This window comes from Variovorax sp. GW823-FHT02B07 (assembly GCF_058797695.1).
Genome location: NZ_JBXAJX010000002.1, coordinates 295,235 through 314,237, shown reverse-complemented (window position 1 = coordinate 314,237; position 19,003 = coordinate 295,235). Strand labels below are relative to the sequence as shown.

General features: G+C 68.4%; 17 protein-coding genes. 10 read left to right on the top strand and 7 right to left on the bottom strand.

Going from position 1 to position 19,003, the window contains the following annotated elements; all coding sequences use genetic code 11:
* Positions 1 to 38: 38 nt before the first annotated feature.
* Complete coding sequence (locus AC1RGU_RS12630) at positions 39 to 1,001, top strand: DMT family transporter (protein ID WP_159270831.1); 963 nt, start codon at positions 39 to 41, stop codon at positions 999 to 1,001.
* Positions 1,002 to 1,008: 7 nt separating this feature from the next.
* Here the strand turns inward: AC1RGU_RS12630 and AC1RGU_RS12625 are convergent, their stop codons facing one another.
* Positions 1,009 to 1,662, bottom strand: coding sequence for a DUF1345 domain-containing protein (locus tag AC1RGU_RS12625; RefSeq protein ID WP_070062606.1), 654 nt, complete (start codon positions 1,660 to 1,662; stop codon positions 1,009 to 1,011).
* Positions 1,663 to 1,848: 186 nt separating this feature from the next.
* Between AC1RGU_RS12625 and AC1RGU_RS12620 the strand changes: the two genes are divergently transcribed.
* Both AC1RGU_RS12620 and AC1RGU_RS12615 read left to right on the top strand, forming a co-directional pair.
* Positions 1,849 to 2,697 carry a hypothetical protein gene (locus AC1RGU_RS12620; protein WP_492699269.1) on the top strand — a complete coding sequence of 283 codons (849 nt, stop codon included), beginning with the start codon at positions 1,849 to 1,851 and terminating at the stop codon, positions 2,695 to 2,697.
* Between the two features lie 115 nt (positions 2,698 to 2,812).
* The gene (locus AC1RGU_RS12615) at positions 2,813 to 4,420 is read left to right on the top strand and encodes a class I adenylate-forming enzyme family protein (protein ID WP_492699267.1); all 1,608 of its coding nucleotides are present in this window, start codon (positions 2,813 to 2,815) and stop codon (positions 4,418 to 4,420) included.
* 1 nt (position 4,421) lies between these two features.
* On the opposite strand, the gene AC1RGU_RS12610 is transcribed toward AC1RGU_RS12615, so the two are convergent.
* The 3 genes from AC1RGU_RS12610 to AC1RGU_RS12600 are packed head-to-tail and all read right to left on the bottom strand — an operon-like array spanning position 4,422 to position 7,932.
* Positions 4,422 to 5,966, bottom strand: coding sequence for an acyl-CoA synthetase (locus AC1RGU_RS12610; protein ID WP_492699265.1), 1,545 nt, complete (start codon positions 5,964 to 5,966; stop codon positions 4,422 to 4,424).
* A 5-nt stretch (positions 5,967 to 5,971) separates the two neighbouring features.
* Positions 5,972 to 7,105 (bottom strand): DUF5938 domain-containing protein, encoded by a 1,134-nt coding sequence (locus AC1RGU_RS12605; protein WP_062469831.1) that lies wholly within the window; start codon positions 7,103 to 7,105, stop codon positions 5,972 to 5,974.
* 23 nt (positions 7,106 to 7,128) lie between these two features.
* Complete coding sequence (locus AC1RGU_RS12600) at positions 7,129 to 7,932, bottom strand: SDR family NAD(P)-dependent oxidoreductase (RefSeq protein WP_492684490.1); 804 nt, start codon at positions 7,930 to 7,932, stop codon at positions 7,129 to 7,131.
* A 202-nt stretch (positions 7,933 to 8,134) separates the two neighbouring features.
* Between AC1RGU_RS12600 and AC1RGU_RS12595 the strand changes: the two genes are divergently transcribed.
* From AC1RGU_RS12595 to AC1RGU_RS12580, 4 genes are all read left to right on the top strand, one after another.
* The gene (locus tag AC1RGU_RS12595) at positions 8,135 to 8,806 is read left to right on the top strand and encodes a TetR/AcrR family transcriptional regulator (RefSeq protein ID WP_139702901.1); all 672 of its coding nucleotides are present in this window, start codon (positions 8,135 to 8,137) and stop codon (positions 8,804 to 8,806) included.
* A 7-nt stretch (positions 8,807 to 8,813) separates the two neighbouring features.
* Complete coding sequence (locus AC1RGU_RS12590) at positions 8,814 to 9,776, top strand: TIGR03571 family LLM class oxidoreductase (RefSeq protein ID WP_492699263.1); 963 nt, start codon at positions 8,814 to 8,816, stop codon at positions 9,774 to 9,776.
* Between the two features lie 54 nt (positions 9,777 to 9,830).
* Complete coding sequence (locus AC1RGU_RS12585) at positions 9,831 to 10,535, top strand: glutathione S-transferase N-terminal domain-containing protein (protein WP_307637852.1); 705 nt, start codon at positions 9,831 to 9,833, stop codon at positions 10,533 to 10,535.
* 252 nt (positions 10,536 to 10,787) lie between these two features.
* On the top strand, positions 10,788 to 12,179 hold the full coding sequence (locus AC1RGU_RS12580; protein WP_492699261.1) for a hypothetical protein: 1,392 nt from the start codon (positions 10,788 to 10,790) through the stop codon (positions 12,177 to 12,179).
* A gap of 37 nt (positions 12,180 to 12,216) precedes the next feature.
* Here AC1RGU_RS12580 and AC1RGU_RS12575 read toward each other — a convergent pair whose 3' ends face one another.
* The 3 genes from AC1RGU_RS12575 to AC1RGU_RS12565 form a co-directional block, all read right to left on the bottom strand.
* Entirely contained in the window at positions 12,217 to 13,467 is a 1,251-nt protein-coding gene (locus AC1RGU_RS12575) for a glutamate carboxypeptidase (protein WP_492699259.1), read from the bottom strand.
* Positions 13,468 to 13,541: 74 nt separating this feature from the next.
* Positions 13,542 to 15,221, bottom strand: coding sequence for a cyclic peptide export ABC transporter (locus AC1RGU_RS12570; protein ID WP_492699257.1), 1,680 nt, complete (start codon positions 15,219 to 15,221; stop codon positions 13,542 to 13,544).
* Between the two features lie 93 nt (positions 15,222 to 15,314).
* Positions 15,315 to 15,548: a hypothetical protein gene (locus AC1RGU_RS12565; protein ID WP_062469860.1), complete on the bottom strand. Its 234-nt coding sequence runs from the start codon at positions 15,546 to 15,548 to the stop codon at positions 15,315 to 15,317.
* Between the two features lie 162 nt (positions 15,549 to 15,710).
* Here AC1RGU_RS12565 and fhuF point away from each other — a divergent pair, with 162 nt between their 5' ends.
* From fhuF to AC1RGU_RS12550, 3 genes are all read left to right on the top strand, one after another.
* Positions 15,711 to 16,496, top strand: a complete 786-nt coding sequence (fhuF, locus tag AC1RGU_RS12560; RefSeq protein WP_492699255.1) for a siderophore-iron reductase FhuF — start codon at positions 15,711 to 15,713, stop codon at positions 16,494 to 16,496.
* Between the two features lie 66 nt (positions 16,497 to 16,562).
* Entirely contained in the window at positions 16,563 to 17,669 is a 1,107-nt protein-coding gene (locus AC1RGU_RS12555; RefSeq protein WP_492699253.1) for a GNAT family N-acetyltransferase, read from the top strand.
* Entirely contained in the window at positions 17,656 to 18,975 is a 1,320-nt protein-coding gene (locus AC1RGU_RS12550) for a lysine N(6)-hydroxylase/L-ornithine N(5)-oxygenase family protein (protein WP_492699251.1), read from the top strand. Before AC1RGU_RS12555 ends, AC1RGU_RS12550 begins: the two co-directional genes overlap by 14 nt.
* The last annotated feature ends 28 nt before the right edge of the window (positions 18,976 to 19,003 follow it).

Genomic DNA, 19,003 nt, shown 5'->3' with positions numbered 1-19,003 from the left:
CCGCCGATGGCGTAACGCGCCATTCCTCAAAGAGACGCATGACCACAACGAACAACAACACCACCGTCGCTCCCTCGCCTTCGCCCGCCCCCGCCGCGCTCGCACCGAAGGCGTGGCTCGTCGACCTCGTGCTGCTGGGCGCGCTGTGGGGCGCCTCCTTCCTGTTCATGCGCATCGGCGCGGCGGAGTTCGGCGCGCTGCCCACGGCCGCCGTGCGCGTGGTCATCGCGGCGCTGTTCCTGCTGCCGATCGCGCTGCTGCGCGGCCAGGGGCCGTCCATCGCGAAGCACTGGAAGGCCAGCCTCACGGTCGGCATCTTCAACTCGGGCATGCCCTTCGCGCTGTTCTGCTTTGCGCTGCTGACCATCAACACCGGCCTGGCGGCGGTGCTCAACGCCACCACGCCGATGTTCGGCGCGCTGGTGGCCTGGGCCTGGTTCCGCGAGCGGCCGAACGGCTCGCGGCTCGTCGGCCTGGTGATCGGTTTCGCGGGCGTCGCGATGCTCGCCAGCCGCAGCGCCGGCCTGCATGCCGGCGCCAGCAACCACGCCGCGCTGTGGGCCGTGCTGGCCTGCCTGGCGGCGTGCCTCTGCTACGGCATCTCGGCCAGCGCCACGCGGCGCCACCTGTCCGGCGTGCCCGCGCTGACCACGGCCACCGGCAGCCAGATCGGCGCCAGCCTGTTCCTCGCGCTGCCCGCGATCTGGCTCTGGCCCGCGCAGATGCCCAGCCTGCGCGCATGGCTGGCGCTGCTGGCGCTGGGCATCGCCTGCACGGGCGTGGCCTACATCCTGTTCTTCCGCCTCATCGAGCGCGCCGGCCCGGCGCGTGCGCTCACCGTGACCTTCCTCGTGCCGGTGTTCGCGCTGTTCTACGGCGCCGTGTTCCTCGGCGAGCAGATCACGCAGTGGATGCTGATCTGCGCTTTCGTGATCGTGTGCGGCGTGGCGTTGTCGACCGGCATCGTCAAGCTGCCGTCGCTGCGCAAGGCCGCGGGCTGAGTTTTCTTCAGACCACGCCGGCCACCACGTTCACGGACAGGGCCAGCACGAGCATGTTGAAGGCGAAGGCGAGCACGCTGTGGACCAGCGTGATGCGCCGCATCTCGTGCGAAGTGGCCTGCACGTCCGACACCTGCGAGGTCATGCCGATCACGTAGGCGTAGTACATGAAGTCGAAGTAGTCGGGCGCCTCCTTGCCCGGAAAGTCGAGCCCACCGTCGGAGGCGCTGTCCTTGCGGTCGATGTAGTAGCGGTGCGCGTAGTGGAAGGCGTAGATCGTGTGCATCATCAACCACGAACCCGCCAACGCCACCAGCCCCAGCGCCACGTGCGCGCCGCGCGCCCAGCCGCTGAGCTGGCGCACCTGCTGCAGCAGCATCGCGATGGCGACCACGCTCACGCCCACCGCCACCAGCATCGACACCAGGATCACGACGTTGGGCTGGTCCAGCTGCTGCGCGCGCTCGCGCGTGCGCTGGGCATCGAAGGTCTCGGCCAGCCACCAGCTGAGCACCTGGTACACCGCCACGCCCGCGCACCAGCCGGCCAGCGCGCGCGCCGTGAGGCCCATCGGCCAGGGCACGAGCGCCACCGCGACGGCCGCCGCGGCCCCGTAGAGAAGACGTTGGGGACCGGTGGTGGTGGAAAGGTGTTCGCGCATGGGCGGACTGTAGCGCCGAGGCATGCGTCGGCGTGCGATCGGCAATTTCCTACAGGCACATCGGCCAACGGCGCATGCGCAGCGCGGTGCCGCGTCACTAAGGTGATGCGGTTTCAGGGAGCCTCAGCCCGGAGGCATCGCGCCATGCACATGCCCGAGGCATCTTTCACCCGAAGGATTTCTTTCATGCTGTTGCTTCGTTCGCGTCCGTTCGACCGGACCGCGAGATTCGGCGCCCTGGGCGCCCTGGCCGGAACCGGCGCCCTCTCCCTTCTCTGCTTCGCGCCCTTTGCTGCGGCCGAGCCCTCGCCGGCGCTGGACCGTTTCAGCTTCTCGGTGGGGGCCTTCAGTGCCGATCCCAAGTTCAGCGCCTCGGTCGAAACGCCCTACGGCGTGCTGCGCTCGAACGAGCTCAAGCCGGGCCGCGTGACCATGCCGCGCATCTCGGCCGACGTGCTGATCGGCGACAGCCAGGGCCTGTCTTTCGACTACTACCGCTACAAGCGCGACTACGAAGGACAGGTGGCGGGCAACACCTCGTTCGGCAGCTTCGGCTCGCTGAGCGCCATCGGCAACGCGAACCTCTCGGCCCAGCTCGACTTCGCCAAGCTCGCCTACAAGTGGTGGCTCGGCTCGGGCAACACCGTCTTCGGCCTGGGCGCCGGCGCGGCCTACTACCGCGCGACGCTCGGTGCCAGCGCGCTGGTCGGCGTGAACGGACAGGTGCGTTCGGTCAGCGAGCGCTCGAGCGACAACGCCATCGCGCCCCTGCTCGAGGTCGGCGTGCGCCACGCGATCACGCCCGACCTCCGGCTGTTCGCCGACGCCTCCGGCGTGTGGAAAAGCAGCGGTCGCCTCCACGGCAACATCTACAACGCCGCAGCCGGCGTGGAGTGGTTTCCGGTGAAGAACGTGGGCCTGGTGCTGTCGTATGGCGTGACCAACATCGACCTCACGCGCGAGGGCGGCTTTGCCGATTCGCGCCTCAAGGTGCGGCTGCAGGGGCCCTCGGCCTTCCTCAAGGCCCGCTTCTGACGCGGCCCCGGCGGGCGGCCGGCGCCGCATAGCCACTCTTCGCAAGACCGGCAGGCGGTGCCGGTCTTAGTCTGCGCTCCGATCGAACACCCCCAACGACCGGAGACACGCCCCCATGCCCGCCGCCCGCCCCGAGCCCACGCCCTCCTCCTTCCAACGCATCGCCCGCATCGCGCTGGGCGACGTGATCCACCGCAGCGCGCGGCGCTTCGGCGCGCGCACCGCGCTCATCGAAGGCGAGCACCGCATGAGCTACCGCGAGCTCGACGCCGCATCGAACCGCTTCGCGCACCACCTGCTGGGCCTGGGCCTCGCAAGCGGCGAGCGCGTGGCCATGCTGTGCAACAACTCGATCGAGATGGTGGTCGCGCTGCTCGGCATCCAGAAGGCCGGGCTGGTGTGGGTGCCGATCAACACGGCGCTCGCGGTCGATGCCATCGGCTACATCCTCGAACATGCCGAGGTGCGGCACCTCGTGATCGACACCGCGCTGCACGCCAAACCCGAACTGCGCCAGTTGCTCGACACCGCGGCCGTCTCGCCGCTGCTGTGCGTGCTCGACGGCGACACGCCGCCGCCCGGCGTGCCCACCGTGGCGCAGGCCATCGCGCAGGGCCCCGCCACGCTGCCCGACGTGGCCATCGACAGCGACCAGCTCGCGCTCATCATGTACACGAGCGGCACCACCGGCCGGCAGAAGGGCGTGATGCATTCGCACGCCTCGGTGCACTCGGTGCTCCAGAGCAACATGCTCGAATGGGGCGGCGGTCCCGCGCACCACGACGTGTGGAGCAACGTGCTGCCGCTCTTTCATTGCGGGCAGCACACGGTGCTGATGTCGGCGCTCGCGGTGGGCGGCACGAACGTCATCCTGCGCGGCTTCGACCCCGGCGCGATGCTCGCGGCCATCGAGCGCCACAGGATCACCGTGACGGTCGGGCTGCCCATGATGTACGGCGCGCTGCTGGCCCACCCGCAGCGCGAATCGCGCGACCTGTCGAGCTTGCGGCTGTGCGTGTATGCGATGGCGCCGATGTCGCGCACGCTGCTGCTGCGCCTGCTCGACGCGCTGTGCCCGAACTTCGCGCTGGCCTCGGGGCAGACCGAGATGTACCCCGGCGCCACCATCTTCGAAACGCACCAGCAGCGCGAGCGCTTCGGCTCGTACTGGGGCGTGGGCACGCTGGTGAACGAGGTCGCGGTGATGGGCGACGAGGGCGAGCTGCTCGCACCGAACCAGGTCGGCGAGATCGTCTTTCGCGGACCGAACGTGATGCTCGGTTACTACAAGGACCCGCAGGCCACGGCGCACGCGCAGCGCTTCGGCTGGCACCACTCGGGCGACCTGGGCAAGCTGGACGACGACGGGCAGCTGATCTTTCTCGACCGGCTCAAGGACATGGTCAAGTCGGGCGGCGAGAACGTGCCCTCGCTCAAGGTCGAGGAGGTGCTGCTGCGCCACCCGGCCGTGCTCAATGCGGCGGTGGTCGGCTTGCCGCACGAGCGCTGGGGCGAAGCCATCACGGCCTTCGTCACGCGCCGGCCCGATGCACCGGCAGAGTTCTCGGAAGCCACGCTCACGGCGCACTGCAAGGAGCACCTGGGCGGCTTCGAGGTGCCCAAGGACATCGTCTTCCTGCTCGCGCTGCCGATGACCTCGACGGGCAAGATCCAGAAGTTCGAGCTGCGCCAGGCGCACCAGGGGCACTACCAGCGCGACTGAATCAGGATGACGACAGCTTCTGCAGCAGCGACGCCCGCACTTCCTTCTTGAGCACCTTGCCGACCTTGGAGCGCGGCAGGTCGGCCCACACCTCGACCTGCTTGGGTGCCTTCACGCTGCCGATGCGCGACTTGACGAAGGTCTTGATCGCCTCGGCGTCCACGCTGCGGCCCGCATGCAACTGCAGCACCGCCACCACGCGCTCGCCCCACTTCTCGTCGGGCAGGCCGACGACGGCGCTGTCCTGCACGTCGGGGTGCTGCATCAGCACCTGCTCCACCTCGGCGGAGTAGACGTTGAAGCCGCCCGAGATGATCATGTCCTTGGCGCGGTCGACGATGTACAGGAAGCCGTCGGCGTCGAGGTAGCCGATGTCGCCCGTGTGGTGCCAGCCGTGGCGCGAGGCCTCCTGCGTGGCCTTCGGGTCCTTGTAGTAGCCGCGCATCACGAGCGAGCCGCGCACCACGATCTCGCCGCTTTCGCCCGTGGGCAGCAAGGCGCCCTCGCCGTTCATGATGCCGACCTGCACCAGCGGCCCGGGCCGCCCCGCCGAGGCCAGGCGCTGGCGCGCCACCGAGCCGTCGGCGTTGAAGTGGTCGCGCGGCGGCATCATCGAGACCATCATCGGCGCCTCGGTCTGGCCGAAGAGCTGGGCCATGACGGGGCCGATCTTGTCGAGCGCCTCTTCGAGCCGCGCGGCCGACATGGGCGCGGCGCCGTACCAGAAGCACTGCAGCGAATCGCGCTTCGTCTGCGCCAGTTCGGGGTGCTGCAGCAGCATGTAGATCAGCGTCGGCGGCAGGAAGGTGTGGGTGACGCGCCGGCGCTCGATGAGCGAAAGGAACTCGCTCAGGTCGGGCTTGGGCATGATGACCACGCGCCCGCCCAGCGCCATCACGGGCAGGCACAGCACGCCGGCCGCATGCGTGAGCGGCGCGAGCGCCAGGTACACGGGCCGGCCTTCGAACGGGTAGCCCATGAGGGTCAGCGCCGACATGGCCTCCAGGTTGCCGCCCGAGAGCATCACGCCCTTGGGCTGGCCGGTGGTGCCGCCGGTGCCGGCGATCATGGCCACGTCGTCGGGCGGTGCGATGTCGATCGGCGCATCGTCCAGCCCGTCGAGCCATTCGTCCATGGCGGGCGCGAAGGCCTGCTGCTGGTCGAGGCACACCAGCGCCTTCAGTTTCGGCAGCTGCGCGCGCATCTGCTCGACCATGGGCGCGTAGTTGCTGTGGAACACGAGGCACGCGCAATCGAAGGCGTCGAGCACGAAGGCGTTCTCGCTGGCTTCGTTGCGCGGGTTGATCGGGCACCACACGCCACCGGCGCGCGAGATGCCGAACACCGTGGCGAAGGCCAAGGCGTCGTTGCTCGAGAGCACCGCCACCTTGTCCCCGGGCTGGATGCCCGCGCGCTGCAGGCCGCGCGCCACGCGCCAGCTGATGCGTTGCACCTGGCCGTAGCTCAGGTCGGCGTCGCCCATGGTGAGGCACGGCGAATCGGCGCCCTGCTGGGCGCCTTTGTCGAGGTAGTCGACGAGGCGCATGCGCGTCAGCCCATCCGCGTGAGCACGGGTTCCTGCACCAGCCCGAAGCTGCGCAGCGCGCCCAGCAGCTCGCGGTGCCCGAAGGCCTGGCAGCCCGAGGCAAAGCCCGCGCGGCGCGGCGCCTGCTGCAGCAGCGAGGCCGCGGCATAGGCCTGCAGCAGGCCGGTCTGCTTGTAGTTGCAGTTGCCGAAGATCACGCAATGCGCGCGCCCCAGCGGACCGGAGGCATGCACCGAATCGACCGACTTGTTGATGCGCGGGTTCTCGCGCGGCGGCATGGTGTTCATCACGCCCGCAGCCGTCTGGGCCAGCGCGGCATAGCGGTCTTCGTCGTTCATGCCTTCGGTGGCCTTGAGCGCGGCGGCCACGATCTGCGGCACGCCCAGCATCAGCGGCTTGTTGAAGACGCCGCCGAGCACCTTCACGTTGGCCACGCGCGGATCGCGCTTGAACCACACCGGGTGCGAGGTGCCGCCCCAGGGCAAGGCCAGTGCGGCTTCGTGCTGGCCGGGAATCGACAGGTGGTACAGGCCCGCGTCGGGCTGCCATTCGACGTACTGGTTCTGCTCCAGGTAGAAGGCCTTGGAGGTGGCCGCGTTCACCAGGATGGTCTGCGTCGACGCGATGGTCGGGCTGCCGCCCCAGAACACGGCGATGTCGAGCGTGTCCAGGCCGGGCGTTTCCAGGCACAGCTGCGCCGCGATTTCGCCGGTGGTGTACATCTGCGCCAGGCCGGGCGAGAGCAGCAGGCCGGCCGCCGCGAACTTGGCGCCGTATTTCTGGTCGAGCGTGATGAGCCAGTCTTGCTCGCCGGTGGTGTCGGTGTAGTGGCAGCCGGCGGCCAGGCAGGCATCGACCACCTCGGGGCCGAACTTGGCGAACGGCCCCACCGTGTTGAGCACCACCGAGGCGCCAGTGAAGAGCTCGGTGAGCGCTTCAACCGTGTGCGCGACCTCGACCACTTCGTAGTCCGCGGTCTCGATGCCGGGCACGTTCGACTTCATCGCGGCCTCGAGCTTTTCCGCGCTGCGGCCCGCCGCGATGAAGGGGATGTGGTACTCGCGCAGGTACTCGCAGACCAGGCGCCCGGTGTAGCCGGAGGCGCCGTAGACGATGACGGGTTTCTTCTTGCTGCTCATGTTTCTTGCTCCTTGTTGATCGCTCACATGCCCATGCCGCCGTCCACCGCGAGGCCCGCGCCGGTGATGAACCGGGCGGCGTCGGAGCAGAGGAAGACCACCACGTCGGCCATGTCGCCGATCTCGCCGAGGCGGCCCAGCGGCGTCTGGCCGATGACGTCGCCCACGGCGGCCTCGACGCTGGGCGCCAGCCCCGCGGCCACGATGTCGTTGGCGAGCTTCATGCCCATGTCGGTGGGCACGAGGCCGGGGTAGATGCAGTTGACGCGCACGCCGTAGCCCAGCTTGCCGGACTCCATGGCCGCCACGCGCGTGGCGCGGTCGACCGCCGACTTGGTGGCCGAATAACCGGCGATGGCGGGAAAGGCGATGGTGGCCGCGACCGACGCGATGTTGACCACCGCCCCGCCGCCGCCCGCGCTGCCGCCGGGGCGCATCGAGCGAAAGGCGTGCTTCATGCCCAGCAGCGTGCCGGCCACGTTCACGTCGAGCATGCGGCGCAGGTCGTCGCCGTCGACGTCGACCACCAGCGAGGTGATCTCGATGCCGGCGTTGTTCACCAGGATGTCGAAGCCGCCCAGCGCCTTCACCGTGGCCTCGGTGGCGGCGGCCCAGTCGCCATCCTTCGTGACGTCGAGCGGGACGAAGCCCACCTTCGCCCCTTCGGCGGAGAGCCGCTGCGCGGTCTCCTTGCCCAGATCGGCGAGCACGTCGCCGATCATCACCGACGCACCCGCCTGCGCCAACGCCTGGGCGATGCCCGCGCCAATGCCGCGCGCACCACCCGTCACCAGGGCCTTGCGCCCCGTCAAGTCGAACTTGGCCATCACTTGTCTCCTGTGGATATGTGTATGAGATGGAGCGGCCATGCTAGGAATCGACTTGACGAGTGTCAAGAATTTTTTTGACGACTGCCCAAATTTCGTAAAATGCCTCTGGAATGCACGTAGGAGGGATTTCCCACGCCGCGTGCTATGGTTTGCAATCACCAGGAAACACAGCGGCCGGCACTCTGCGGCCTGGCTAGAAATGACCACTCATTCACGGGTAAAGAAGCACGCCGGGCGGGTGCAGAAGGCACCGGCCGACAAGTTCGAGCAGCGCCGCGCCGAGCTCGGCGAAGCCGCCCTCACCACGCTGGCCACGCTCGGCTACGCGCGCACCAGCCTGCGCGAGATCGCGCAGAACTCCGAGTTCTCGCATGGCGTGCTGCACTACTACTTCAGCGACAAGGTTGACCTCATCGTCTGCAGCGTCAAGCAGTACAAGGCGCGCTGCGTCACGCGCTACGACCACGCAGTCGACACCGCCACCACGTATGACGAGCTCATGGAAGGCTTCCTGCAGAGCCTGGGCGACACGCTGCTGGGCGAAGGCCACGTGCACCGGCTCTGGTACGACCTGCGCTCGCAGGCGCTGTTCGAAGCGGCCTTCCACGACGACGTGGTGCAGATCGACAAGAGCCTCGAAGACATGATCTGGCGCATCATGAGCCGCTTCGCCGAACTCTCCGGCCAGGCGCCGGGCCTGCCGCCCTCGGCCTGCTACGCCCTCTTCGACGGCCTCTTCCTGCAGGCGCTGCTCAAGCACCTCTCGGGCGACACCAAGGCCATCGCAGACATGCAGGCCGACGTGCGGCAATCGATCGAGCGGCTGTTCGCTGCGCCCGTCGCGCCGGCCTCCCGCAAGCGGCGCGCCTGACGCCGCCATGGCGCCGTTCAACACCGCCTACCGGCAGACGCTGCTCGCCGGACGCCTCACCCTGGGCCTGATGACGCCGCTGGCGCGCCCGCACGGCGCGATGGCCGAGCCCGCATCCGAACTGCAATTGGCCCGGCTGGCCGACACGCTCGGCTTTGCCGCGCTGTGGACGCGCGATGTGCCAGTGATGGTGCCGCAGGGCGAAGAGACCGCGGTGCTCGACGAGCCCTTCATCTGGCTCACCGCGCTGTCCGCCGCCACGCAGCGCATCGCGCTCGGCACCGCCGCCGCCGTGCTGCCGCTGCGCCATCCGCTGCACGTGGCCAAGGCCGCGCTCTCGCTCAACCGCCTGTCGAACGACCGCTTCATCCTCGGCCTGGGCTCGGGCGACCGCGAGGCGGAGTTCGCCATCTTCCAGCAGGACATCGCGCTGCGCGGCGACGTCTTCCGCGAGCGCTGGAACCTCGTGCGCTCGGCGCTCTCGCCCGATGCGAACGAGCGCACTGCGTTGCACGAAGCCACCGGCGGCCACGACCTCATGGCGGCGCCCACCGCGCGCATCGGCATGCTGGTGGTGGGCTCGGCGCGCCAGTCGCTGCAATGGACCGCCGCCCACGCCGACGGCTGGGCCACCTACCACCGCGACGAAGCGCGCCAGCAGGGTCGCATCGGCCTGTGGCAGACCGCGCTGCGCGAACGCGCGGGCGGCGAGGCCAAGCCCTTCGTTCAATCGTTGCAGCTCGACCTGCTGGACGATGCCGACGCGCCCGCCGAGCCCATCGAACTCGGCCTGCGCGCCGGACGCCATGCGCTCGTCGACTACCTCGACCGCATGGAAGACGCCGGCGTCGCCCACGTGCTGCTGAACCTCGTGCGCAGCAGCCGGCGGCCCGCGCAGGACGTGGTCGACGAGCTCGGCCGCGAGGTGCTGCCGCGCCTGCAAGGCCATGCGCGCACACCGCCGGCCTGAGCCGTGCAGAATCCGGCGCTCGCCGTTGTCGCCCCTATTCCAAGGACTTTCCCCATGACCGATCTCTCGCACTTCCCCATCACGAAGAAATGGCCCGCGCAGCACCCCGAGCGCCTGCAGCTGTACTCGCTGCCCACGCCCAATGGCGTGAAGGTGTCGATCCTGCTGGAGGAAACCGGCCTGCCCTACGAGCCGCACCTCGTGAGCTTCGAGACCCAGGACCAGATGTCGCCGGAGTTCCTGTCGCTCAACCCGAACAACAAGATCCCCGCCATCCTCGACCCCAACGGCCCGGGCGGCCAGCCGCTGGCGCTGTTCGAATCGGGCGCCATCCTGCTGTACATCGCAGAAAAGACCGGCCAGTTCATCCCGAAGGATGCGGCGGCCCGCTACGAGACCATCCAGTGGGTGATGTTCCAGATGGGCGGCATCGGCCCGATGTTCGGCCAGCTCGGCTTCTTCAACAAGTTCGCCGGCAAGGACTACGAAGACAAGCGTCCGCGCGACCGCTACGTGGCCGAGTCGAAGCGCCTGCTCGGCGTGCTCGACAAGCACCTTGCCGACCGCGCCTGGATCATGGGTGACACGTACACCATCGCCGACATCGCCACCTTCCCGTGGGTGCGCAACCTGATCGGCTTCTACGAGGCCGGCGACCTCGTGGGCTTCAGCGAGTTCAAGAACGTCGCGCGCGTGCTCGAGGCCTTCGTGGCGCGGCCGGCGGTGGTGAAGGGCCTGGGCATTCCGAAGCGGGGCTGAGGCCCTCTCGATCGGGCCTCTGCCGGGGCCGTCGTCTGCATCGGCGACGGCTGTACCGAACCCGTTGCTCGAGCGACTCCCTCGTTTGTGGGATTCCTGACCTTTCCGGCGACTGGAACAGTCCCTCTGCGTTGTTGCGGGGGCCGACAAAAATTACGCGATCGCACACTTGCGGCGATACAGCGCACGCCGTCCCCTCCTCCACGCACGAAGCCGGATTCGACATCCACGTGGAACCACAAGGAGGAAGCCATGAAGAATGCAAGCATCCTGCGCGCAGCGGCCGTCGTGCTGGTGCAGGCCTGCACTTTTGCGAACGCCGCCGACGACCAAGGCGTCAATGACTACGCGAAGGCGCACTGGAGCATCGCCAATTCCTGCGTCCCGTTCGTCAGGAAATACCAATCGGTGTGCGGCAACGATTTTTCCGCAGACACGGACGCTCAGTCCTATGACATTCGGGCCACTGGCGAGAGATGTAGTGCGGTCACACAGAACCAGCACCCCGCCATACAAAAGGGCGACGTGATCACGGTTCATCTGAGCCAGGTCTTCATCAACGAGTTCGTCGAGCGCGGTGCCAGTCTGCTCGGCTTCAAGAAGCGCGGCGAGATCGCCATCGTTGCACGCATCGCAGAGCAAGACGCCCAGACCGATTTCGATTTCAGTGTTGCCGGAAGGGATCGTGGCCGCCTCATCTACTACTCGGAAGGCGTCGCGCCTGGGCAGTACCTGAATTTCAGCCAGTTGCCCATCTACGGGCCCATCGAATACCACGGCAAACCTCTGCTCCTGGAGTTCTACATCATGGAGCTCGACATCAAGGAGAACACGGAAATCTCGGGCCTGCTCACCGCAGCGGCCAGCCTGGGCGCCGTGGCCTATCCGCCAGCATCGCCAGTGCTGAAGGTGCTCGACACGATCGGCGGCGGCTTGCTCAAAGCCAACAAGAGCGACATCGAGTTCAAGTACCACGCCTCGTTGCTCCCGGGCGCGGAGCAGATCAATTCACTGCATTCCGGTCGGCTGGAATACGGCAACTACGCGTTCGTGCGCATGCCATTCGCGGACTCGGGTGGCTCTGGGAGCAGTTCAACGCATCCCTGGACACGCTGGTGGTTCAACCAGAAAAATGGGCGGATCTACGAAGACACGACATGCAATTCAGTGCTGAAGAATCGCACCTACCTCACGGTGCAGATCAATCGCGCCAAGGAGGAGGCCACACTCGACCCCGCCAACACCTTCGCTGCATTTACCGCCAAACTCTCTTCCGAGGCCCAGGCTTCCACCGCCGAGCGCGTCGCGGTCATCGATGCGCTGAAAGCCAGCGTCAACAAGAACCAGCGCTATCGAGACGCGAAGAAGTTGATCGATTTCGCACAGAGCGTGAAATGGCCCGACGGCACCAAGAGTGACAAGAAGGCCCTGGATGCGGTAACCGTCAATGCGCTCGCCGCGGTTGCAACCAAGATCGAAACATCCTCGACTCAATTGCGCGACCCCCAGCAGCGCGACAAGGCGGACTTCGATGAATCGCAAATACAGGTGCTCGTCGATGCACTGTCGCGGCTCTCCGGCAAACGCTACTCACCGCAAACCTTCAAGGCGAGCGATCTGAAGTTGGAGCTCGAGAAAACCTGACGCTGGCACTCCACGCCAGCGTCCCCAGGAACCGAAATCAGTTCGCGCTCAAGTCCATGAGCATCCGCGACAGCAGATAAAGCCGCGGCACCACGCTCTCGACCTCGGCGTATTCCTCCGGCGTGTGGATGCCGCCGCCCACGATGCCGAAGCCGTCGAGCACCGGCACGCCGACACCGGCCACGAGGCTGGCGTCGGCGGCGCCGCCGCTGCTCTCGATGGTGAGCTTCTTGCCGATCTCGCCGTAGATGCCCTCGGCCATGCGCACGAGCTTGTCCGATGCGGGCGAGCGCGGCATCGGCGGCAGGCCGCGCACGAGGCGCACGCGCACCTCTGTCTCGGGGATGAGCTTGTTCTGCGCGATGCGCGTGAGGTCCTTCTCGACGCGGTCGAGCTCCTCGGACGTGGCGGCGCGCACGTCGCCCTTGGCGCTGGCCGACGCAGGGATCACGTTGGTCGGTCCGTTGGCCGTGAGCACCGTGAAGTTGACCGTGGTCTTCTTCGCCGCATCGGCCACCTTCGACAGTTGCAGCACCTGGTGCGCGACTTCCATGGCCGCGTTGCGGCCCGCCTCGGGCGCAACGCCCGCGTGCGACGCGAGCCCCTTCACCTCGATGAGTGCCGTGGCCGAGCCCTTGCGCTCGACCACGAGGCCGTCGGCCGGGCGACCCGGCTCGAGGTTCAGTGCCACGTCGTGCTGCTTGGCCACGCGCTCGATGAGCGCGCTGGTGCCGACCGAGCCCGTCTCTTCGTTGGTGTCGATCAGGAAGGTGATCTGGCCGTAGTCCTTGAAGCCGATCTTCTGCAGGATCTTCAGCGCCTGCAGGCCGGCCACGACACCGCCCTTGTTGTCCATCACGCCCGGGCCGTAGGCGCGGCCGTCCTTGATGTAGAAGGGCTTGGCCGCGGCCGTGCCGTCCTTGAACACGGTGTCGATGTGGGCCAGGATCAATATCTTCTTCTTGCCCTGCCCCGTCAGCGTCGCGACCAGGTTGGTGCCCGGGTGCGGCTCGGCGGGAAAGCTCTCGATGCGCGCGTCGAGCTTGCGCAGTTCGTCCGCCACCATCTCGCGCACCTTGGCCAGGCCCTCGGTGTTGGTCGAGCCCGAGTCGATGTTGACCATGCGCTCCAGCAGCTGCAGCGTCTCGTCCTTTTGCTGCGTGGCGGCGTCGAGCACGCCCTGGTGCGGCTTCTGGGCCATGGCGTTGGCGGCGAGCAAGGCACTGGCCAGAACGGCGCCCTGGCAGGCGGCGCGCGTCCATGAACGCGGGGTGGAGCGAAGGTGCATGAGGAAGCCTGTTCTTTCTGTTGTGGAGGTTCGTTCGAAGCGAACCCCACACTAGCACCCGCTTCGCGAACGGGTCAAGCCGCGAGGCTCGGTGCCGGCGCCTCGGTGGCCTGTGCGATGCGCCCGGCCTTCATGTGGACGATGCGGTCGGCCACGTGAAAGTAGCGATCGTCGTGCGAGATGACCACCAGCGAGTGCCCCTTGGCGCGCAGCTCGGGCAGCAGCTCGGTGTAGAACAGATGGCGAAAGGCCGGGTCCTGGTCGGCCGCCCATTCGTCGAACACCAGCACCGGCCGGCCTTCGAGGTACGCGTGCACCAGCGCCAGCCGCTTGCGCTGGCCGGTCGAGAGGTCGGTGGTGCTGAAGGCGCCGTTCTTCACCGACACCTTGTGCGCGATCTCCAGCCGTTGCAGGTAGGGCAAGGCGGTTTCGGGCAGCGCCTGGTGGCCGCCCTCTTCGCCGGCCACGAGGTCTTCGAACAGGTAGAAGTCGGAGAACACGGTGGTGAAGAGCTGGCGGTAGTCGTCGCGCGTCTGCGGCGTCACGGCCTTGCCGTCGAGCAGCAGCTCGCCATCCACCGGCGCGTACAGGCCCAGCAGCAGCTTGATGAGCGTGGTCTTGCCCGAGCCGTTGTCGCCGACGATGAAGACGATCTCGCGGCGGCCGATGCGCAAATCCACCGGGCCGAGCACGAAGGGCTCCGCGCCCTCCACCGCCGGGAACGCATAGCGCGCGCCGCGCAGCTCGATGGCGTCGTGCAGCACCGGCGTGGCGGGCGGCGCGTGCAGGTCCAGGTGCGGCTCGGGCGTGGCGAAGCGGGCCGACAGGTCACCGATGCGCTCGAAGGCCACCTTCGCGCGCCCCAGGTGCGGCAGCGCCGCCACCACCTGGTCGAGCGGCCCCTTCAAAAACAGCAGCACCAGCACGAAGCCGCTGAGCACGACCGGCGCGGTGTCGCGGAATGCGGCCCAGCCGAGGATGAGTGCAATCAGCAGAAAGAACAGCGCCGAGCCGAAGGACGAGGCCAGCACGAAGATGTTGATGGCGCGGCGGTTGATGTCGTGGATGCGCTCGACCGTGTGCGCCACCTGCTGCTCGTACACCTTGGCGCGGCGCGCGCGGTGCATGCGCAGCTCCTTCGCGCCTTCGCTGATACCGCGGTAGGCCTTGTGCAGCGCCTCTTCCTGCTCGCGCGCCTTGAAGAAACCCGAGATGCCGCGCGCATGCGCCAGGCTCTGCACGGTGATGCCCACGAGCAGCGCCCCCAGCAGCAGGCCGAACAGCGGCGGCGAAAGCCACGCCAGGTAACCCAGGCAACCAAGGGAAACGGCCAGCGCGATCATGGTCGAGGCCAGCATGAAGGCCACGTCGCTGATCATGTCGACGTCCTGCGTGAGCACGGGCATCAGGCGGTGCATGCGGTAACGCTCAAGCGCATCGATCGGCGCGGCGAGGATCTTCAGCGCCAGGCTCTTGCGCACTTGCGCCACGAGCCGCTGGCCGACCACGTTGTTCGACATGTCGGAGGTGGCGCGCCCGACCAGCGCCACCACGCACAGGCCGATGAAGGTCAGCAGCAGCCCGCCGGCCAGGCCGCCGGGGCGATGCAGCACCTGGTTGATGGTCGCCAGCAGCGCGACGGTCGCGATGCCCGCGCCGATGCCGGTCACGGTCGACAGCGCGATCCACGGGAAGTAGGGCCGCAACAGCCGGACGAGTTCGGACGCGGGGGCGCTGGCGGGTGTGAGGTTCATGCGGCGGACGGTTCGTTGCAAAGGGAGACGGGCTCCTTGCAATGACGTTCGACGCGGCCGCTTGTTTAGGAAACCGAGACCGACGGGCGCCGCCTATTGCAGCAGCGGCTGCGCGCCCGCCTCGCGCGCGGCCTCCACCACCGAGGCGCCGGCCAGGGCCCACAACGTCAGGGCCTCGTCGAGCGCGCGCACATGGCCCGGGTCCTGGCCGAGCCAGGCCACAAGCTGTTCGGCGCGCTCGGGCGACGGTGCGTCGTGCAGCTCGCGAAAAAGCCGCCAGGCCATGCTGAAGGCCGGATCGGAGGGACGGTGTCTCGGGAAGCTCATGGGGATTCGCACGCCTGCACTGCTGTCGATGAGTGAGTAGACGCTCCGTGGGGCACGCTGTTTAGGTGCGGGGCCTGCGCGGACTAAATTTCCGGCCCGCCGGCGCGTCTTCTGCTGCATGCCTGTGCGCCTTCTTCTTCACGCCACCTTCGGCCCCGCCCCGTGATCCCGTTGCTCGCGCCGATCTTCCAGGGCGAGTGGGCGCCCTACGGCGAAACGCTGGCCTGTGCTCCGCACCCGCCGCCCGACGCCGTGCGCGTGGCCGACCTGCTGGCCGACCCGCCGCGCCTGCTGGCGCTGCTGCGCCTGAAGGCGCGCACGCTGAACATGCCGGAGCGCGATCTGCGCGCAGTCGCTTCCGCTTGGAGCATGAACTACCTGCACGCGCTGCTGCCGCCCGTGGCCGCCGCGGCGAGCCTGCTGCAGCACGGTTTTCCCGTCACGCCCGAGCAGGTCTGGGTGTCGCTCGATGACGCAGACGGCGACCCGGAGTGCTTCCACATCGTCGAGCTCGGCACGCCGCGCCCCGGCACCGATACGGCCGCGCGCTACGACGTGCTGCTGTGGACGCACCTGGCGCCCCTGTTCGCGCGGCTGACGCAGCTCACGCGGCTGGCGCCCAAGATCCTCTGGGGCAACGCCGTGCGCTACCTCGAGCCGGTGCTGGAAGAAGGCCTGCGCATGAGCGGCCAGGCGCCCGCCGTGGCCGCCGACCTCGAGCACCTGCTGCAACGCCCGACCTGGCCGCAACCGTGCGGCACGCTGCGCGACAACCCGATGTTCATGCCCGCGCGCCGCGGCGTGCGCGTGGCCGATCGCAGCGCGCCGCCGGTCACGCTGCACCGCCAGTGCTGCCTCTACTACCTCGTGCCGCGGCTGGACTACTGCGGCGCGTGCCCGCTCTCGCCCGAGTTCGAACGGGAGCGCTGTGCAAGCACCGCCGACTAAACATCCGGCCGCAGCCCGCGTCTTCCTTCTGCATCCCACACATCGACCACACCCCGGAGGTTTTGCTTGACCGCCCACGACACTGCATGGCGCTTTCACGCGCATCCCGAAGGCCGGGTGCTGGACGTCCGGCTGGAAGGCACCGTGCTCAAGGTCACGCCGCACGACGGCGACCGCCACGGCAGCACCTGGGCCCTGCGCGCGCAGCCCGGCACGCCGCGCCTCGAATGGCTGGGCGCCTGCGCGGGCGAGCCTGACGAAGCGCACCTGCTGGCGGCGATCGAGGCGGCCTTCCAGCGCCACCCGGCCGCGCGGCAGCTCGCGCTGCAGTCGCCGCTGCCGACCGGCACGCGGCTGGTGGACGCGGGCATCGTCACGCCGGCCGAGGGCGCGCTGCCCACGGTCGCGCGCGAAGCCTTCTGGCAATGGCCACGTGCCTGGCTGCCGCAGCCGCGCGAGCCCTTCGCGCAGCGCTTCGTCGTCACGCAGGGCAAGCGCCATCCGCTGCGCCCCGCCAAGCCGCAAGGCACCGTGTACCGCCGCCACATCCCGTGGCTGGGCCAGACGCTCACGCTCGACACGGTCGACATCGAACGCGACCTGCCCGCCTTCAACCGCTGGATGAACGACCCCGTGGTCGCGCATTTCTGGGAAGAGGAAGGCGACCTCGCGCGCCACCGCCAGTACCTCGAAGGCATCGCGGCCGACCCGCGCGTGACCGGCCTCGTCGGCCGCTTCGATGGCGAGGCCTTCGGCTACTTCGAGGCCTACTGGGCGAAGGAAGACCGCATCGCGCCCTTCTACGACGCGGCCGACCACGACCGCGGCTGGCACGCGCTGGTGGGCGAGGCACGCTTTCGCGGCAAGCCCTTTCTCACGGCCTGGATGCCGTCGGTGTCGCACTACCTGTTCCTGGACGACCCGCGCACGCAGCGCCTGGTGATCGAGCCGCGCGCCGACAACGAAAAAATGATCCGGAGCCTGGGCCGCTGCGGCTACGCCCATGTGAAGGAGTTCGACTTTCCGCACAAGCGCGCCCTGCTGGGCGTGCTGTGGCGCGAGCGTTTCTTCGGCGAGGCGCTGTGGATTCCGCGCGCCGACCCCACCGCCGCTTCGCCGGCCCCGGCTCGTCGACACGAGCCATCCCTGGAGGACATCCATGCAAATCCATGACCTGATCGGCGTCGGCTTCGGCCCGTCCAACATCGCACTGGCCATCGCGCTCGACGAGAAGCGCCAGAAGGGCCACTTCGTCGATGCGCTGTTCATCGAGAAGCAGCCGGGCTTCGTCTGGCACCGCAACATGTTGCTGGACAACGCGCACATGCAGATCTCGTTCCTGAAGGACCTGGCCACGCTGCGCAATCCGTCCAGCCGCTTCACCTTCCTGAACTACCTGCACGAGAAACAGCGCCTGCAGGACTTCATCAACCTCAAGACCTTCTTCCCGAGCCGCCACGAGTTCAACGACTACCTGGGCTGGGCCGCGGCGCAGTTCGAAGACCGCTGCGCCTACGGCGAGGCCGTGTTCGAGGTGGTGCCCGAGATGAAGGGCAACGAGGTCTCGCTGCTGCGCGTGCGCTCGCGCGACGCCAACGGCGCGGTGCGCGAGCGCCTGGCGCGCAACCTGGTGGTGAGCGTGGGCGGCGTGGCCAACATCCCGGCGCGCTTCCAGCCGCTGCGCGACGACGGCCGCGTGTTCCATTCGAGCACCTACCTGGAAGCCATTGCCCGCCACCCCGGCGCCGACCGCATCGCCATCGTGGGCGCGGGCCAGAGCGCGGCCGAGATCTTCATGGACCTGCAGTTGCACCCGGCCAAGCCGCAGGTCGACCTGATCATGCGGGCGCGCTCCATCAAGCCCTCGGACGACAGCCCGTTCGTGAACGAGATCTTCAACACCGACTTCACCGACTTCGTGTTCAACCGCTCGGTGAACGAGCGCGCCGAGCTGCTCGAGGAGTTCTGGCACACCAACTACGCCGCGCCCGACCTGGAGCTGATCCAGCAGATCTTCAACGTGTTCTACCGCCAGCGCGTGGCCGGCTCGACGCGCCACAGCTTCCTGCGGCGGCACGAGGTGTCGGCCGTGCGCGCCGCGCAGGACGGCATCCACCTGTCGCTGCACGACCTGAACACCGGCGCGCGCCACGACAAGGCCTACGACGCCGTGGTGCTCGCCACCGGCTACGCGCGCGACGCGCACCGCACGCTGCTGGCGCCGCTGGAGCCCTACCTGGGCGATTTCTCGGTCGACCGCGACTACCGCGTGCAGGGCACGCCGGCGCTGCGCCCGGGCATCTTCCTGCAGGGCGCCTGCGAGACCAGCCACGGCCTGAGCGACACGCTGCTGTCGGTCACCGCCATCCGCTCCGACGAGATCGGCCAGGCGCTGCTGAACGCCACGCCGCGGCACACCGCGCAGGCGCCACAAGCGCCCGCCGCGGAGCGCCCCGCCCACGCCACGCCCGTGGTCTAGCCACGGAAACGCAAGGCTTCGGTGCTAC